The organism is Phocaeicola paurosaccharolyticus JCM 15092 (assembly GCF_000613805.1).
Classification (GTDB): domain Bacteria; phylum Bacteroidota; class Bacteroidia; order Bacteroidales; family Bacteroidaceae; genus Phocaeicola; species Phocaeicola paurosaccharolyticus.
The window spans coordinates 1-16,891 of sequence record NZ_BAJR01000026.1 but is presented as its reverse complement, the minus strand read 5'-3'; the positions used below and the strand labels follow the sequence as shown (position 1 = coordinate 16,891).

General features: G+C 37.3%; 11 protein-coding genes and 1 pseudogene. 5 read left to right on the top strand and 7 right to left on the bottom strand.

Annotated features, from left to right (window positions below; translation table 11 throughout):
* Positions 1–25: 25 nt before the first annotated feature.
* The 5 genes and pseudogenes from JCM15092_RS10605 (at position 26) to JCM15092_RS10585 (ending at position 10,721) form a co-directional block, all read left to right on the top strand.
* The gene (locus JCM15092_RS10605) at positions 26–3,262 is read left to right on the top strand and encodes a SusC/RagA family TonB-linked outer membrane protein (protein WP_024994643.1); all 3,237 of its coding nucleotides are present in this window, start codon (positions 26–28) and stop codon (positions 3,260–3,262) included.
* Between the two features lie 22 nt (positions 3,263–3,284).
* Positions 3,285–5,249: a RagB/SusD family nutrient uptake outer membrane protein gene (locus tag JCM15092_RS10600; protein WP_024994642.1), complete on the top strand. Its 1,965-nt coding sequence runs from the start codon at positions 3,285–3,287 to the stop codon at positions 5,247–5,249.
* 30 nt (positions 5,250–5,279) lie between these two features.
* A complete protein-coding gene (locus JCM15092_RS10595; protein ID WP_024994641.1) occupies positions 5,280–8,114 on the top strand; it encodes a SusC/RagA family TonB-linked outer membrane protein in 2,835 nt (944 codons plus the stop codon).
* 26 nt (positions 8,115–8,140) lie between these two features.
* Positions 8,141–9,858, top strand: a pseudogene (locus tag JCM15092_RS15805) (RagB/SusD family nutrient uptake outer membrane protein).
* 65 nt (positions 9,859–9,923) lie between these two features.
* Positions 9,924–10,721, top strand: a complete 798-nt coding sequence (locus tag JCM15092_RS10585) for a hypothetical protein (RefSeq protein WP_024994640.1) — start codon at positions 9,924–9,926, stop codon at positions 10,719–10,721.
* Between the two features lie 152 nt (positions 10,722–10,873).
* Here JCM15092_RS10585 and JCM15092_RS10580 read toward each other — a convergent pair whose 3' ends face one another.
* From JCM15092_RS10580 to JCM15092_RS10550, 7 genes are all read right to left on the bottom strand, one after another.
* Entirely contained in the window at positions 10,874–11,290 is a 417-nt protein-coding gene (locus JCM15092_RS10580; protein ID WP_024994639.1) for a DUF3788 family protein, read from the bottom strand.
* Between the two features lie 155 nt (positions 11,291–11,445).
* Complete coding sequence (locus JCM15092_RS10575; protein WP_024994638.1) at positions 11,446–12,216, bottom strand: hypothetical protein; 771 nt, start codon at positions 12,214–12,216, stop codon at positions 11,446–11,448.
* Entirely contained in the window at positions 12,213–12,593 is a 381-nt protein-coding gene (locus tag JCM15092_RS10570; protein ID WP_024994637.1) for a GntR family transcriptional regulator, read from the bottom strand. The genes JCM15092_RS10575 and JCM15092_RS10570 overlap by 4 nt, the downstream gene beginning before the upstream one ends.
* 11 nt (positions 12,594–12,604) lie before the next feature.
* Positions 12,605–13,453 (bottom strand): hypothetical protein, encoded by an 849-nt coding sequence (locus JCM15092_RS10565; RefSeq protein WP_051532539.1) that lies wholly within the window; start codon positions 13,451–13,453, stop codon positions 12,605–12,607.
* A complete protein-coding gene (locus tag JCM15092_RS10560; protein WP_024994635.1) occupies positions 13,434–14,282 on the bottom strand; it encodes an ABC transporter ATP-binding protein in 849 nt (282 codons plus the stop codon). Before JCM15092_RS10560 ends, JCM15092_RS10565 begins: the two co-directional genes overlap by 20 nt.
* Before the next feature lie 197 nt (positions 14,283–14,479).
* Positions 14,480–14,947, bottom strand: coding sequence for a DUF4625 domain-containing protein (locus JCM15092_RS10555; protein WP_024994634.1), 468 nt, complete (start codon positions 14,945–14,947; stop codon positions 14,480–14,482).
* Positions 14,947–16,891 (bottom strand): TonB-dependent receptor (locus tag JCM15092_RS10550; protein WP_024994633.1); only part of this gene is annotated, 1,945 nt, incomplete at its 5' end. The genes JCM15092_RS10555 and JCM15092_RS10550, both read right to left, overlap by 1 nt.

Sequence of the window (16,891 nt, the reverse complement as noted above, 5' to 3'; positions counted from 1 at the left end):
GATTCTAATACTAAACAATTAAAGCATGAGACACAGAAAAGAAAAAAATCTGTATGGCTACCGTGTAAAGTCAAGGTGGCTTCTTCTTGTTTTTTTGCTGTCTGCACCTTTTGCTCCTGTTCTTGGGGCGGAAAGCAAAGCTGTAACTAATAGTTACGAGCAAATGCAGCAGAAAAGAACCATTACCGGTACCGTCATGGACAAAAATGGAGAACCCATTATTGGAGCCAATGTTGTAATCGAAAAAACGACTATTGGTACCATAACCGATTTTGATGGAAAGTTCAGTTTAGGGAATGTACCTGACAAGGCTAAATTAGTCGTTTCATTCATTGGTTACAATCCTAAAGTGGTAGTAGTAAGTGGAACAAATCTGAACATTGTACTTGATGAAGATACACAAGTATTGGGCGAAGTCGAAGTTGTAGCTTACGGTACTCAGAAAAAAGTATCAGTAACAGGATCATTAGCAAGTGTTGGTGGTAAAGAATTGGCAAAAACACCTACCGGTTCTATATCAAACATGTTGACTGGTCAGATGGCTGGTCTTACTACTGTACAGTATTCAGGTGAGCCTGGAAGTGATGCTGCATCTATCTTTGTACGTGGTAAAGCTACATTTAATGATTCAGCTCCTTTGATTCAGGTTGATGGTGTTGAACGTGATTTCAATAGCATCGACCCGAATGAAATTGAGAGCATCTCCATATTGAAAGATGCTTCTGCTACAGCTGTATTTGGTGTTCGTGGTGCCAACGGTGTAGTTTTGATTACTACTAAACGTGGTGCTGAAGGTAAAGCGAAAATATCATTTTCTACTTCAGCCAGTATTATTGCCCCAACTAAGCCATTGGAAATGGCAAGTTCATACGAATATGCTACTTTCTATAACCAAATGCAACGCAATGATGGTGTAGAAAATGTAATGTTTACTGATGCGGTTGTTCAGAAATTCAAAGATGGTTCTGACCCAATCCGCTTCCCTAGTACAGACTGGATTAGCTACTGTTTGAAAGATGCTACTTTGCAGACTCAGCACAACGTAAACATTTCGGGTGGTACAAAATCTGTTCGCTACTTTATTTCGGCAGGTGCATATACTCAAGGTGGTTTGTTCGATAATTTTGGTTTGCCATATAGTGTAGACTATTCTTACAAGCGTTTTAACTATCGTAGTAACTTGGATATTGATGTAACAAAAACTACTACTTTATCTATGAATGTTGCAGGTAGTGTAGACGATGCCAATAAACCTTACACAGGTCAAGGTAGTGCTGGTATGCTTATTAATATGTACTATTCTACTCCATTCTCAAGCCCGGGCTTGGTTAATGGCCACTTGATTGCTTTGACAGATGAACCTTATGCAGACAATCCTGATTTACGTCTTCCTTTTGTAGGTGCAGCAGGTATGAGTTACTATGGCGTAGGTTATATGCAGAGCAGCAACAACAAACTTACTTCTGATGTGAAGTTGGAACAGAAGTTGGATTTCATTACAAAAGGTTTGAAATTCCACATAAAGGGTTCTTATAACAGCAGTTTCTCTGCTCAGACTCAAGCTACACATTCATTAGCTTCTTATACTCCAATTGTATCTACAGATGATCAAGGTAACATAATTTATGATGCAAACGGACAACCTCAATTGGTATACCGCAAGAATGGTAATGATAAAGAGGTTACTTTCGATAGTGCAAGAGAACCTGGTAAGGCTCGTGACTGGTACATGGAAGCAGCATTTAATTGGTCTCGTACTTTTGGTGATCATGCTGTTACAGCTTTAGCATTGTATAACCAAAGTAAGGAGTACTATCCAGGATCTTATTCTGATATCCCTCGTGGTTTGGTTGGTTTTGCAGGTCGTACTACTTATAGCTACAAAAACCGTTACTTGGCTGAGTTCAATATAGGTTACAACGGTTCTGAAAACTTTGCTGAAGGAAAACGTTTTGGTACTTTCCCTTCAGGATCATTTGGTTATATCATCAGTGAAGAAAAATTCTTCAAACCATTGAAACCATTAATTAGTTTCATGAAGTTAAGATACTCTATTGGTTTGGTTGGTAATGACCGTGGTGTTACACGTTTTATGTATACTGCTGACCCATACTATACTAATGATACAGGTTTACTTCCTCGTCATGGTAATGGTTATGTCTTTGGTATCAATAATGGAACAGTTAGTCCTGGTGCATTCGAAGATGGTAAGAACAACCCTGATGTAACATGGGAAAAAGCGTTGAAGAACAACTACGGTGTAGACATGAACTTCTTCGATGATCATCTATCAACATCATTCGATTACTTTACAGAAGATCGTAAAGATATCTTGTTGTCAGATGGTACAGCTCCTGGTATACTTGGTTTTAACTTGCCTACTGCAAACTTAGGTCGTGTTAAGAGCTGGGGTTGGGAACTTTCTTTAAAATGGAACGATAAGATAGGTAGTGATTTCCGTTACAATGTCGGCGTGAACTTGATGTACAACCAGAATAAGATTGTTGAAAACAAGGAATCTCCTAAAGATTTTGAATACATGAGTTTGAAGAACCGTCGTATCGGTGTTCGTTCACAATACCAGTTCTTTGAATACTATAACTCTGAGACAACTCCACAACGCTATAAAGATGTATATGGTGCTGAAATGCCTGTACAGTTAGCTGGTGAGAACTTAAAGAATGGTGACTGTGTGTATGTAGACTTAAGTGGTGATGGCATTATTTCGGATAGCGATATGTCTCGTGACTTAGGATTCACTGACGATCCTGAATATATGGCAGGTGTAAACTTAGGCTTCAGCTGGAAAGGCTTTGACGTTTCTATGTTGTGGGCAGGTGCTTGGAACGTAACAAGACAAATCTCTAATGTATTCCAACGTCCATTTACTAACCGTCAGACAATTAACGATGGTGGTTTGTTGAAATTCCACACAACCAATACTTGGACAAATGAAAATCCTGATCCAAATGCTGAATTTCCACGTGCAACTTTCGAAAATGGTAATAACAACTATCAAAGTTCAACATTGTGGGAAAAAGATTCAAAATATTTGCGTCTGAAAAACTTGCAGGTTGCTTATAACTTCAATTTCCCTTTCATGAAGAAATTGAAGCTTAATACTTGTCAGTTATCTTTGACCGGTTATAATTTACTAACATTTACTCCTTATGTATTTGGTGACCCGGAATCAAGAGCTAGTAACTCTCCAAGTTATCCGTTGACTAAAACTTATTCATTGAGTTTGAAACTTGGTTTCTAATCTTTAAATCACATTGAAAAGTATGAAAAAAAATCATAAATATATCTTTAAAGCTGCTTTAGGCTTGATGTTGACATCTGTCGTTGCTTCATCGTGCGTAGATGATATCAAGTTCGGAAATGCTTTCTTGGAAAAAGCCCCCGGTGGGTCAATTACCAAAGATACTGTATTCACTAATGCTGAATATACTCGTCAGTTCTTGACAAACCTATATACTTACCAGTATTATGGACTTGGAATTAATAACTCCGGTCGTATGACACAATTTGAAAGTGCAAACCCTTATGTAGGTAAGTTGGATGCACTGACAGATCTCTATATCTTTACATATAGCTCTGGTATAAAGGGCAGTTATTATAAAGGTAACCTATCTGCTTTACATGGAGTTCGCTCTGATCGTTTCGACTATCTTCGTAATTCAATATGGACAGCTATTCACAACGCATATCTGTTAATGGAAAATATTGATAAAGTACCTGGTTTGAGTGATGATGAAAAGAAATCAATGGTTGCTCAAGCTAAATGTATTGTAGCAACACGTTACTTCGATGTATTCCGTCACTATGGTGGTGTTCCTATCGTAGAGAGTACTTTTACAGGTTTGGATGCTAGCTATAATCTTCCTCGTAATACAGTAGAAGAGGTAGTAAACCACATCGTGAAATTACTTGATGAAGCTACTCCTAATCTTCCTTGGTCTGTAACAGACCCTGATACTGAGACCGGACGTTGGACTAAAGCAGCTGCTATGGGTATGAAGTGTAAAGTGTTGCAGTTTGCAGCTTCACCTCTATTCAATGATAACGAAGCTTACTACCCAGGTGTTACTGATCTTACAGTTTGGTATGGTGGATATAAAGCTGATTTGTGGAAACAATGTTTGAAAGCATGTCAGGAATTCTTTACCATGTTGAAGAGCAATGGTTATTATGAATTGACTCAAGCAACAAAGACTAATGGTACAATCCGTCCGGAAGATTATCGTTTGGCTTATCGTTTGGGCTATATGGAGCAGAATAGCCGTGAAATTATTCATAGTGTACGTGCTAGTGGTACTACTTACAATGGCGACTCTAAATATACATTCATGTATTGGACAAACATCGGTCGTGGTTACTGTTCTACAGTAGAATACATGGAGATGTTCCCTTGGGCTGACGGTACTCCATTTAATTGGGCAAAAACTGAAGCTGATGGTAAATTGGATCAAATGTTTATGACTGGCAATCCAACAAAGAGCCCTGTCTTGACGCGTGACCCTCGTCTGTACGAAGAGATGCGCGTAAATGGTCAACCAGCTGTATTGGATGGTGTTACAGGTAATATGTCGGGTGACCCAACAGAAGCTTGGGTATATGGTTATCATGCCGGACAAAATCCTGTTCAACAAAAAGGTATGATTGCTACAGGCTTTGGAGCAATGAAGTTCTGGTGTATCAATGATTACCAACGTAAATATACTCAATGGATAATGTTGCGTTTGTCGGATATGTATTTGACTTATGCTGAAGCTTTGTTACAAGCAAACAATGACTTTAAAGGTGCTCTTGAACAAATTAATATTGTACGTGCACGTGTAGGCTTGGGCAAACTCGAAGACTGCAACCCTTCTTTGAATCTTACTAGTAATAAAGAGAACTTGATTAATGAAATATTGCGTGAACGTGCTTGTGAGATGGGTATGGAAGATACTCGCTTCTATGATTTGTTACGTTACAAACGCGCTGATATCTTCTCTAAACAGTTGCATGGTTTGGTAATGTACCGTTTGGATGGTTCAGGTAATGAAGTGAAGAAATCTTGGAAGAAGGATACTCCTAAGGAAGCATATCCTACTAAGTTCAAGTATGAAATTGTTAACATCGATCAAGATGAACAATCACGTATATGGTGGACTCAGGGCTTTGATCCAAAATGGTATCTCTCTCCATTCCCTGCTGCAGAGGTTAATAAAGGTTATGGTCTTGTCCAAAACCCAGGATGGTAAATCGATTATCCAATTGAAATTTGACAAATTATGAAGAAAAAAAGAATAATGATTCCTATGGTCCTGGCTTGTTTATCTGTACAAGTAGGAGCACAAGAATATAATGACAGCCTTGCGACCACTGGTTATGCAAAGACACAGAGCGCTGCTGAAAGAACTTCATCTGTTTCTATAATTAAGAATGAAGATTTTAATAAGAGGAGTGCAAAGAATATTGGCAACTCACTCTTTGGCCAGGGTGCAGGTCTGATGACTCTGCAGGGTAATGGCCAATACTCTAATGCAGAACCTACTTTCTACATACGCGGTTTAAAGACTATGTCTAAAAATAATCCGTTGATTTTAGTAGATGGTATTGAACGTGATATAGATAAAATCACTTCAGAAGAGGTAGAAAATGTAATTGTATTAAAAGATGCTGCAGCTGTAGCCATCTATGGTTATAAAGGTATCAATGGTGTAATCAACATTGAAACAAAACGCGGTAAATACAGAACTAAAGAGGTAAACGTATCTTATGAACACGGTTTCGAGTGGCAAGCTAGAAAACCTCAGTTTGTAAACAGCGCGACTTATGCCACAGCAGTGAATGAAGCATTGGCTAACGATGGTATGTTGCCACGTTATAGCCAAGATGAACTGAATGCATTTAATTCGGGTACTCTTCCTTATCTTTATCCTAATGTAAACTGGGTAGATGAGACTATGGGTGAACTGGCATCGACTAATATTTATAATGTTAGCTTCCGTGGCGGTGCTGATAAGTTCCGTTATTATGCATTAGGTAGCTTGATTAACAACAAAGGATTTATTGGCAGTCCAAACGAAAATGAAGGTTATTCTACTCAAGACCAATATTCAAAGGCAAACTTACGTATGAACTTGGATATCGACTTGACTAATAACACAAAGTTGAAATTGAACATATTGGGTTCATTGATGGAAACCAGAAGTCCGGGTGCTATCGATACAAATATTGATGATACAAGTGGTGACTTGAATATATGGTCAAGTATGCTTTATGTGTTGCCTTCTGCTGCATTCCCTATTAAGTTGGAGGATGGAACATGGGGGGGTAATTCTACCTGGAAAGGTACATTAAATCCTATTGCAATGTCGCAAGGAGCTGCATACAGCAAACAGCATGAACGTTCTGTTTTTGCCGATATGACCTTGATTCAGAACTTATCATCTATCACTCCTGGCTTAGGCGCAAGTGTGATGATATCTTATGATAACACTGCTCTGTTCCGTGAAAACCATTCTAAGACTTTCGTTTATGGAAGTGATATAGTTACTTCTTGGGAAAATGGTGTACCTGCTACTACCACTCACTTTAGTGAAGGTAAAGACAGTGATATGGGTAGTGCTGCTAAAGTGACTACTTATAAAAAAGCATTCAATGTATCTGGAACTTTGTATTATGATAAGGCTCTTAATGAGGATCATCATTTATATAGCCAGTTGAAGTGGGATTATGAAAGCCGTAAATTTATAGGTTTAAATACCACTTACTACCGCTATAACACCTCTCTTTATACTCACTACGGATATAAAGATAAGATGTTTGCTGACTTGAGCATCTCAGCTTCTGCTTCAAACAGAATGGCTCCTGGTAGCAAATGGGCTATTTCTCCTACATTGTCATTAGCATGGGTTATTTCAAAAGAAGATTTCATGAAAGATAATGAATGGATTAACTTCTTAAAGTTAAGAGCATCAGCAGGTGTAATCAACAGCGACCAATTACCTTTGGATAGCAATGGTAATGAAGTTTATAATTATTTTGAACAGACTTATGGTGGTGGTTCAACATATCCATTAGCTCCAAACGACGGTTTGTTGGGTAGCTATGTATTAGGACGTTTGGCTTCTCCTTCATTGAGACATGAGAAGGCTTACAAATACAATATTGGTGTAGATGCATCTTTATTCAATAGCTTGGATATCACTCTTGATGGTTACTATGAACGTCGTTCAGATATTTGGGTAGATTCTAAAGGTAAATACTCATCTATCTTAGGTTTTGATACTCCATTTGAGAATGCAGGTATTGTAGATAGCTGGGGCGTTGACTTTGGTGCTAACTATACCAAGAAGATTGGTGAAGTGAAACTTAATACAGGCGCTAATTTCCTATTTGCTAAGAACAAAATTGTAGAGCAGTTGGAAGAGGCTCGTCTATATTCAAACTTGGTTACTACTAATGACCCATTGAAACAAACCTACGGTTTACAAGCTATTGGTTTCTTCAAGGATCAAGCTGATATTGACAACAGTCCAAAACAGTTGTTCTCTGATGTAAAAGCCGGAGATATCAAGTACAAAGATGTTAACAAAGACAATGTAATTGATAGCAATGATAAAACAGCAATCGGATACAGTACTACTGCACCTGAGATTTATTATTCATTCCATTTGGGAGCTGACTGGAAGGGCTTAGGTTTCGATGCTATGTTCCAAGGTACAGGCAGATATTCTGCAGTTCTAAATACTAAGAGTTTATTCTGGCCTTTGATTAACAATACTACTATTTCTCAGGAATACTTTGATAATCGTTGGACTCCGGAAAACCAGGATGCTAAATATCCTCGTTTGAGTTCACAAAGTAATGATAACAACTACCAGACTAATACATTGTGGTTAGCAGATCGTTCTTTCTTGAAATTACGTAGTGTAGAAGTATATTACAAACTTCCACAATGTTTGTTACAGAAGACCAAAGTTGTACGCAATGCTAAACTTTATGTAAGAGGTATTGACTTGCTTTGTTTTGATAATGTTAAGGTGGCAGATCCTGAATGTTATGGAGCTGGTTATCCATTAACTCGTAGCGTTGTAGCTGGTGTGTCAATCGGCTTTTAATTATTAATTTTTTAAGAGTAAAAATTATGAAGATAAATAAAATAGTAATAGGAGGATTTACCCTGCTGCTCTCTATTTCTGCCTGCGACAATCTGAACTATAAAGAATATACCAGTCAGAATGAAGATTACATGAAGGTAACCTATGAACGTGTTACTGGATTGCTGAATAATGTGTATACTAAGTTAGACACAGACTTTGGTAATAACTATAGCGGAGGTATGTTGGCTTCTGCTTGTGATGAGGCTGATTATGCTTACGCAAATAACAGTGTTTGTGATTTTACAAATGGTAACTGGAGTCCAACTAATGCACTATCGGTACTTGGACCAACAGCTATGAAGCCATTCAAATATGTAATGAATACTTGGCTAACTACCAGGGATTGACATTCGACGAGTTGAAACTAGACCCTGATTATAACAAGAACATGTTCGCTTATAAGAACAGCTTCAATGAGGCTCGTTTGCTCCGTGCATATTTCTATTTCAGTCTGGTTCGCCAATATGGTGATGTTCCTTATTTCAAGGATTTCGTTAAGGTAGATGCTGTCAATACATTGACTCGTACTCCAATGCAAGATATCTTGACAGACTTGATGAAGGAATGTGATGAGATGGCTGCTGTTCTTCCAGAAGATTATTCTAAACTAGGCGTTACAGGTTTGAACGAGCCTGGTCGTGTGAATAAATATTTTGCGTTGGCACTGAAAGCTAGAATAGCTCTTTATGCAGCAAGTCCATTGTTTAACAAAACAAATGATAAGCAGGCATGGTTAGTAGCAGCACAAGCTAATAAAGCTTTATTGGATGCTTGTACAGCTGCTGGAAAAGGTCTTTGCAAAAGTTATGCAGCACTATGGGCTGAGACTAATCGTACAGACCCAAATACTAACTTAGAGATCATCTACTTGCGTCGTCCAAATGCGAACTCTGCTAAGAGTGACATTGAAGGATGGAACTATCCAATCGGTGTAACAGGTGGAAAATCAGGAAACTGTCCTACACAAGACTTGGTTGATGCATACGAAATGAAAGCTAGCGGTAAGTTGTGGAATGAAGATGGAAGTGGTTATGATCCAGCTAATCCATACGATGGTCGTGACCCACGTTTCTACTTGACAATAGCAAAGAATGGTGATGAGAAATGGCCAACTACTAATACATTGCCATTGGAAACATTCTTCGGAGGTATCAATGGTGAACCTACTGCAGGTGCTACAACAACAGGTTACTACTTGAAGAAGTTCTTGGTTCAGTCTATCGACTTAAGTGAAAGCAGTAAGAAGAAGAATGCAATCCACTCATGGGTAACATTCCGCATGGCAGAATTTTATTTGAACTATGCTGAAGCAATCTTCCGTTATACAGGTTCAGCTGATGATGCCAGTTCATTAGGTATGACAGCTCGTGAAGCTGTTAATATCATTCGTAACAGAGAGGGTGTTAAGATGCCTGCATTGCCTACCGGACTTTCGGCAGCAGCATTTTGGACTAAGTACAAAAATGAACGTATGGTTGAGTTGGCATTCGAAGGTCATCGTTTCTATGACTTGCGTCGTTGGAAAGAAGGAGATGAGCTGAAATCTATCACCCAAATGAAACTCACAAAGAACTTGGATGGCTCTTTGAATTACGAACGTAAAGTTGTTAATCGTGTCTGGGATGAAAAGATGTATTTCTTCCCAATTCCTCAGACTGAAATCATGAAGAATCCTAATTTAACTCAAAATATAGGATGGTAATTCCGTAAATTATCTTTGAGGGTGGAATTATTTTCCACCCTCTTCTTTAACTATAAAAACCGGCAATGATGAAAATTCAAAAATTATGTAAGCTTTTTGGCACTCTGTTTGCTGCACTTCTCATAACTACAGCATGTACAGAAGATGAGACGGTGGATTATCCTATCTTTAATGGCATGTATGTTACCATACAAGGTGATGAATTTAGTGGTTATAAGTTTTATACAGATAACGATGCCGTCCTTATTCCTACCAACATAAGTAAATATGAACACTTAAAAGGAGTGGATAGAGCACAAATCAGTTTTAATATGGTTAATGGTATTACAGATGTTACCCAAATTAAGTCTGGTAATAAGTATGAAATAATTTTAATGCCTTCCGGAGTGAATATGGAAATTCCTACATACCATTTGAATGTAGATGTCACCTCAGATGACTATTTGGTAAATGGGAATGACTCTATTAATACAAATAATAGAATGATTCACTCTTTCGCTAAACAACAAGGTGCATTTTATGTTCAGAATGGTTATCTAAATATCATCCCAACATTTGCTTATTCACCAACAGCACCTGTTTATTTCGGGCTTTATTACGATGGAACTAAAGACATAGATGTAGCAAATCGCAAACTGACTTTGCACCTCTATTTCAATAACCATACAACACAACCATATGGTACTACTACTTCTGTAATAAGCTTTAGGATGTCGGAAGATATATACAATAAATTTTTGTATGAAGGCTATGATAATAATTCCCAGATTACTGTTTCTCTAGAAGGTCAATCGCTAGATTTGAGTGAGAATAGATTGGAGTATGTAACTACTCTTGGTGACTTTTTACTCCCTTCAGAATAGTAATCCGATTTATTCAGTACTGACTATTTAATCATTGCTATAATAAAATAGGAATCGGGATTTAGTTTGTTGCTATATCCCGATTTTATATTATAGTAGGCACAATATAATCTGCTTACTTACTTTCGTGATAATGATACTAAATCATATCACTATTTTAATGTCTTCTTCAGCAATATCATCTCAATAATATCATTATTAATAGTCTCTCCGGATGTAACTATAGTCATAGGAGTCAATTTTCCCCATGATTTGCTGACATAGAAAGCCTCTTTGGTAGTCTGTGAGATAGGCGATTTCTCCACATCCTCAAGATGTCGTTCTAAGAAATAGCAGGTCACAATGAATGAGCCCTCATTGGCTGAGAGCCATGCCAGGTTTTTCTTCTTTAACAATAGCTTGCATAGCCAACACTTAGTATCATTGTAAAAGGTCCACTCTGGAATGATGTTATACTCCGATAGTCTTTCCCTCAGTTCACTAAAAGCGATGTAGCTTTTCCCTAGAATATTCTCAAGTACTTCATCATTGGGAAAAATCTCTTTAATACTTAATACTTTTTCTTCCATCTTCTAGACTTCATTTAAATAATTTAGTAATAATGTATTGGCTCTTTTCTTAGGTGCTGCAATATACAAAAAATAATAGAGAACATGAGATAAATTATAAATCTCATATTCTCTATTTATGACAAATTATTTCTTAATGTTTTATAGTCTCTTACCTATTTGCAAGGCGTGATAACAGCCTTGGCGTCAATAACAAATTTGGCATCTTTGCTTTTTGGTATCCATACAATTCGTTTGCACTCATCCTTGCCGTAGTGGTTGTCCACATAGCTGCTTCCGGTAATGAATTCAGTATTTATTTTACACTTTTCCACCTTCCAATTATTATAGTTGTCCGTATCGATGTAGAGTGAATCAATAGTCGACTCATTAGCAGTAAAGCTATATGAATTTCCTTTTAAGTCTATTGATCTGTACTGTGATTTGTTTAAATAGAAGCCTCCATTGTTTAGATTGACTGAGATACTGTCTCCCTTCATTCCATTAATACCTCCATTGAAACAGCGGTCCGTCATTATATATTTGAGCTTATTTGATGTCTTAATATTTATGAATGTTGCAGGCATATTATTCACTATTGTGGTATTATCCATATTTTTAATTTTTAAACTAACAATAAGGGTATCTCCAATCATATATGATTTAAAATATTTATTGTCAGGTAGAGAGATGGTTGTTATGTCACTTTCGGAAGGGCTTATCTCTGTGTTACAGTTGATGATATAGCCCGAGTTCTCTTTATTAATTAACTTGATGGCAGTAATACCTTTATACTCTTGTTTAATCATTTTGTTGTTTATACTAATCTCTTTAATAAATGATTCAATTTTATCATCTGCAAATTTTCTTATTATGCATGGAGATAGCACAATCAACACCGCTAAAGTCAACAGAGTTGCTAATAATATATATGTAGTCTTTTTCATAATGATTCATTGTTTTGTTTTGAAATATACTCTTTATACATTGAGATAAGCTCTTCTTCACTTATTCCAAGTGTATAAAGCTGATTGAAGAGGTGAAATATTTCATCTTTCATAAATGTCTTTTTACGATAGTTCTTTATTGTCTTTTTTGCACCTTTAGAGATGAAATATCCTATTCCACGTTTATTGTATATAATGTCATCCGTCTGAAGGAAGTCGTATGTTCGCATAACTGTATTCGAGTTGACCTCGACCATTGAAGCATACTCCCTTACCGAAGGTATCCTCTCATCCTCTTTGTATTTATCAAGGAGGATTTCGTCGCATATTCTGTCGGCTATTTGGAGGTAAATTGATTTATTCTCTTTAAAATTCATTTGTTGAAGGTTTACATACGGTTTATAATCTCGGTCTCCTTAAATCTGAAGTATGAAATTACCCAGTCGAATATTGCAAAGAACGATGCGACAGCTATAAATATTATTGACATCGTATCATCATTATTACTATCGAAATTAACATTATTAAAATCTTTGTAACTGTAATATATCAATGCCATGCCTATGCATATTATTGTAACGATTGCAGCAAAGGTCTTAATGAATGCGCCTTTCGGCCATATTGTACCACCTAGTATAAAGAGAGATTGTACAAGCATATATCCTGAGACTGCTATACCTAATTCATTCCATGAACTAAATATAGTATAGCTCTGAGAGTTACTAAAGTCTATCAATCCTGAGTAATTAAACATTGCTATGTGAGTATTTCCCGGATAGATTATTTTGTATATCAATACCTTAGTACTATCAGCCCAGATAAACAACGCCATGAATACTATTAAGAACAGAACAGTGTAGATGAACCACTTCATAAAATATTTTTCGAATGGTGTGGACGGATTCATAAGAAATGATATTTTACTTGTCTTATTCTTAAGTTCCTCCATAACGAATGATGCACTTATAGCTCCGAAAATAAAGAGTGTCCACATAAAAAGAGGGGCCATAAATGAGGCAGTCGGTTCGTTGTAGGCATCAGAATAGATGTATTTATATGAATAGTATCCATTCCATATCATAGCGATTGCAAGGGTACCATATACAAGTAGAATTCTTAATCCTATAGCTTTCCAATTTTCTCGTATATTCTTTTTTATAAGAAGTTGGACTCTGTTCCAACTGAAAAATGTATCTTTTATCATACTGTTCCTATTATTAATCGTTATGTTTTTCATACTTAGATGTTATTGCTCCAAAGAGAAGCTCCAGGTTTATCTGCGACTCTTCACCATTTTCGTTTGGAAGAATAACATAGTCTCCTTGTAACGAAGGTATAGAGTACAATGCGTTATTGATTATATCTTTATTGTCTGTTTCAAGGAAGAGGTATTTTCTTGTTATCTCTTCCATAGATTCATCAAGAAGTATCTTGCTATCTTCAAGAATAATGACATGATCGATTAGCTTATCAACATCTTTCACCTGATGTGTAGATATAAGTATTATCTTCTCATCGTTCATACCTGAGGAGATAAACTTCCTGAACTGGCTTTTTCCCGGAATATCAAGTCCGTTTGTTGGCTCATCCATTATAAGTACAGAAACATTAGTAGCAAGTGCAAAACTCATGAATACCTTCTTTTTCTGACCCATAGATAGAGCTCCAAGATTCATATCTAGATCCAACTCAAAGAAATGAAGGTATTTTATCATTTCATCTTTATTGAATTTAGGATAGAAAGCAGAGTTGATATCTATATAATTTATCAATGAGATAGAAGGGAGTTCAAACTCCTCGGGTACGATAAACATATCCTTAAGAGTTAATGGCAAACGACGACGTACATCAGTACCATTCATCAGTATATTACCATTTTTGGGTGTCAGAAGACCTGATATAAGATGTAGTAAGGTAGACTTACCTGCTCCATTTTTACCAAGAAGACCATATACTCTGCCTTTCTCTAGAGAAAAGCTTAAATCATGGAAAATCTCTTTTCCTGTTTTATAGAATGCAAACCCTGTTTTTGGGTATACAAAGGATAAATTATTAATTTCTACCATCTTATGCGGTTATTGAATTAGTGTATTAGTGTGATAGTACACCGCAAATGTAGTATTGATTTTTTAATTACCAAAGCTTTTCATAAAAAAATGCAAAAAAAAATCAGCCACCTCTCTATTACAGCTACAAAAAATTGGTTTTGAGCTCTGTAGAGTATGTGACAGATTTGTAATGGAAATAAGAAAGTGTATCTTACTTAATCAATATCAGCTGCAGCACTATTCGAAAGGACTATATCGCGTGCCACATATGCTTCATTTCCTGCTTTGTCGGTGCAATATATTATCAGATGATATTCTCCTGGAGTGGCATTATCGGGTACCATGACATCGTGATGGTGGATATGTATATTTCTGTTTTCCGATATGTCGTACGATTTATTGAATGTGAAGTCTGTTGTTGCCGATCTCGATGTGTGAGAGTGGTGGTCGAAGTTGTTGTGTATCTCAATCTTGTACGATTTCAGCATGACATTATCCGAAAGATCCATCTCGATATGCATTCCGTTCTTATCGCCAATCAGGATCTCTTTATCATTTTCCGGCTCTGTTATAGTGATTGTAGGTTTGGTAGTATCGCTTATCTCATCATCTTTGCTGCATGATGTAGAAGTTAATACTAAAGTCATTGATAAAATTGCTGTTATGTAGTTAATCTTTTTCATTATAATAATTTTTTAAATGGTAAGTTTATTAAAATCTGTATGTTTCTTCCAGGTTCAGGTACCTCTATTTTTCTGTAATAACTCAGGTGGTTGTAATAACGTCTGTTGGTTATGTTATGTACACTCACTGTTATTTCAGGAGTCAGTGAACCTATTTTTATTTTGGCTGTCGAGCCCATGTTCAAAAGAAAAGCTCCTCCGGTAACTTCTTCGTTTCTGTCTACCCTTGATTGCTTTGCAATAGCCACTCCCTCTGCATGAATAGAGAAGACATCATTTTTCCATGTTACTCTGTTTCTCAACGTAGGTTGTGGTGAGAAACTTAGAGGTATCTTCTCTTTGCAGTTGTAAGTGTATATATACTCGGCACTGAGTTCATAGAGCCAATTCCTGTTCAGGTTAATATTCATCATAAGTTCTCCACCGGCTATGACAGCTCTTGTTGATGTGAACCTATATATCTGACCGGCATGGGGTAGGATAGACCACTCACCCGATGGGCGCAGGAATATATAGTTCTCGAAATAGTTGAAGAAAATGCTTGGGATAACCGTAACTTTCTTGCTCTCCATATTGTATGATATACCGAGTTGCCATCCTTTTTCCGAATCAAGGTTCGATGAACCCTGTTCGTGACGGAATGTACCATGATGAACGCCATTTGCCGATAGCTCATTTGCCTGAGGAGTCCTGAAGCTACGTCCTATATTCACAAGCAGTTCCTGCTGAGGAGAGATTGCATACTTTGCTCCCAGCGAGAATGACATATCCGAAAAGTCTCTCTTTATATCCCTGCTGTTCCATGAATACTCCTCAATATCTTTATCGGAATAACCTTGTTGCAGAAGATACTCAGCCAGATACCTGTCCTGATGAGACTTGATGTCAATTCTTGCATTGTCATATCTGATACCTCCAGAGAAAGAGAATCTATTACTCTTGTTGTATCTGAAAGTCCATGCTATAGCTTCTGAATTCTGTCTGAAGTCAGGCAGAAGGAATGAGTATCCTCCAGAACCATTCTCCTGATGTTTTATCTCAACACCAATAGTATGTTCGAATGCAGTCGATGGTATAAACCTGCTCCTAACGTAAGCATCAACAGTCTGCAAGGTAAAGTCCAACTCTTTATTTGGATCTTTTTCCGGAGCTTCCTGATTGCTGTAATGAGTATGGAACAGACTCATCTCTCGTCTATGGTTATTCTGATAACCTATGTTGGCTGTCAATATGGCACTATTTATATTAACCTTCATCTCTGCAGACCCTTTGAAGTGGTTTACATCGCTGTAAGGAAGTTCAATATTGTATCTGTCGCCGTCATCTTCCAGTCTTGATATGTCGGGTATTCCATGAGCACCAGGGTAGAAGCCACTCTTCTGATAGACATCACTTATAGATGTCTCAAAATAGTATTGTTTCATGCTTTTTCTGTATGTTATACTGCCATCCCTCTCATATCCTGCAGTATTTTTTAGACTTCCATTATATACCGGAAGTTTCCTTGTGAGATATACAATGGTGTCGGCAGGAATCTTGTAGTCACCGAAATGACTTTCCGAATACCTAATCATCCAGAAATTGCTTCCCTTGTTGAGCCCTAGCATCACAGATCCGCCAAAATAGCCATTCACCGAGCGGTATAGAGTAGACACGTTTCCATAGATCATGTCACTCTTGGGTGTCTCTTCCCGATTGAGTTCTATAACACCTCCCATGGCATCACTTCCATAAAGCAATGACGCAGGACCTTTTATGACATTCACGCTGTTAACAGAGAAAGCATCCACCTCCAGTCCATGGTCTGCACCCCACTGCTGACCCTCCTGTTTTATTCCATTCTCGACAACCGAGACCCTATTGAAAGCCATACCTCTAATCATAGGTTTTGCAAAGCCTGAACCAATGTTCATAGCTCTTACCCCCGGTATGTTTTCAATAGTC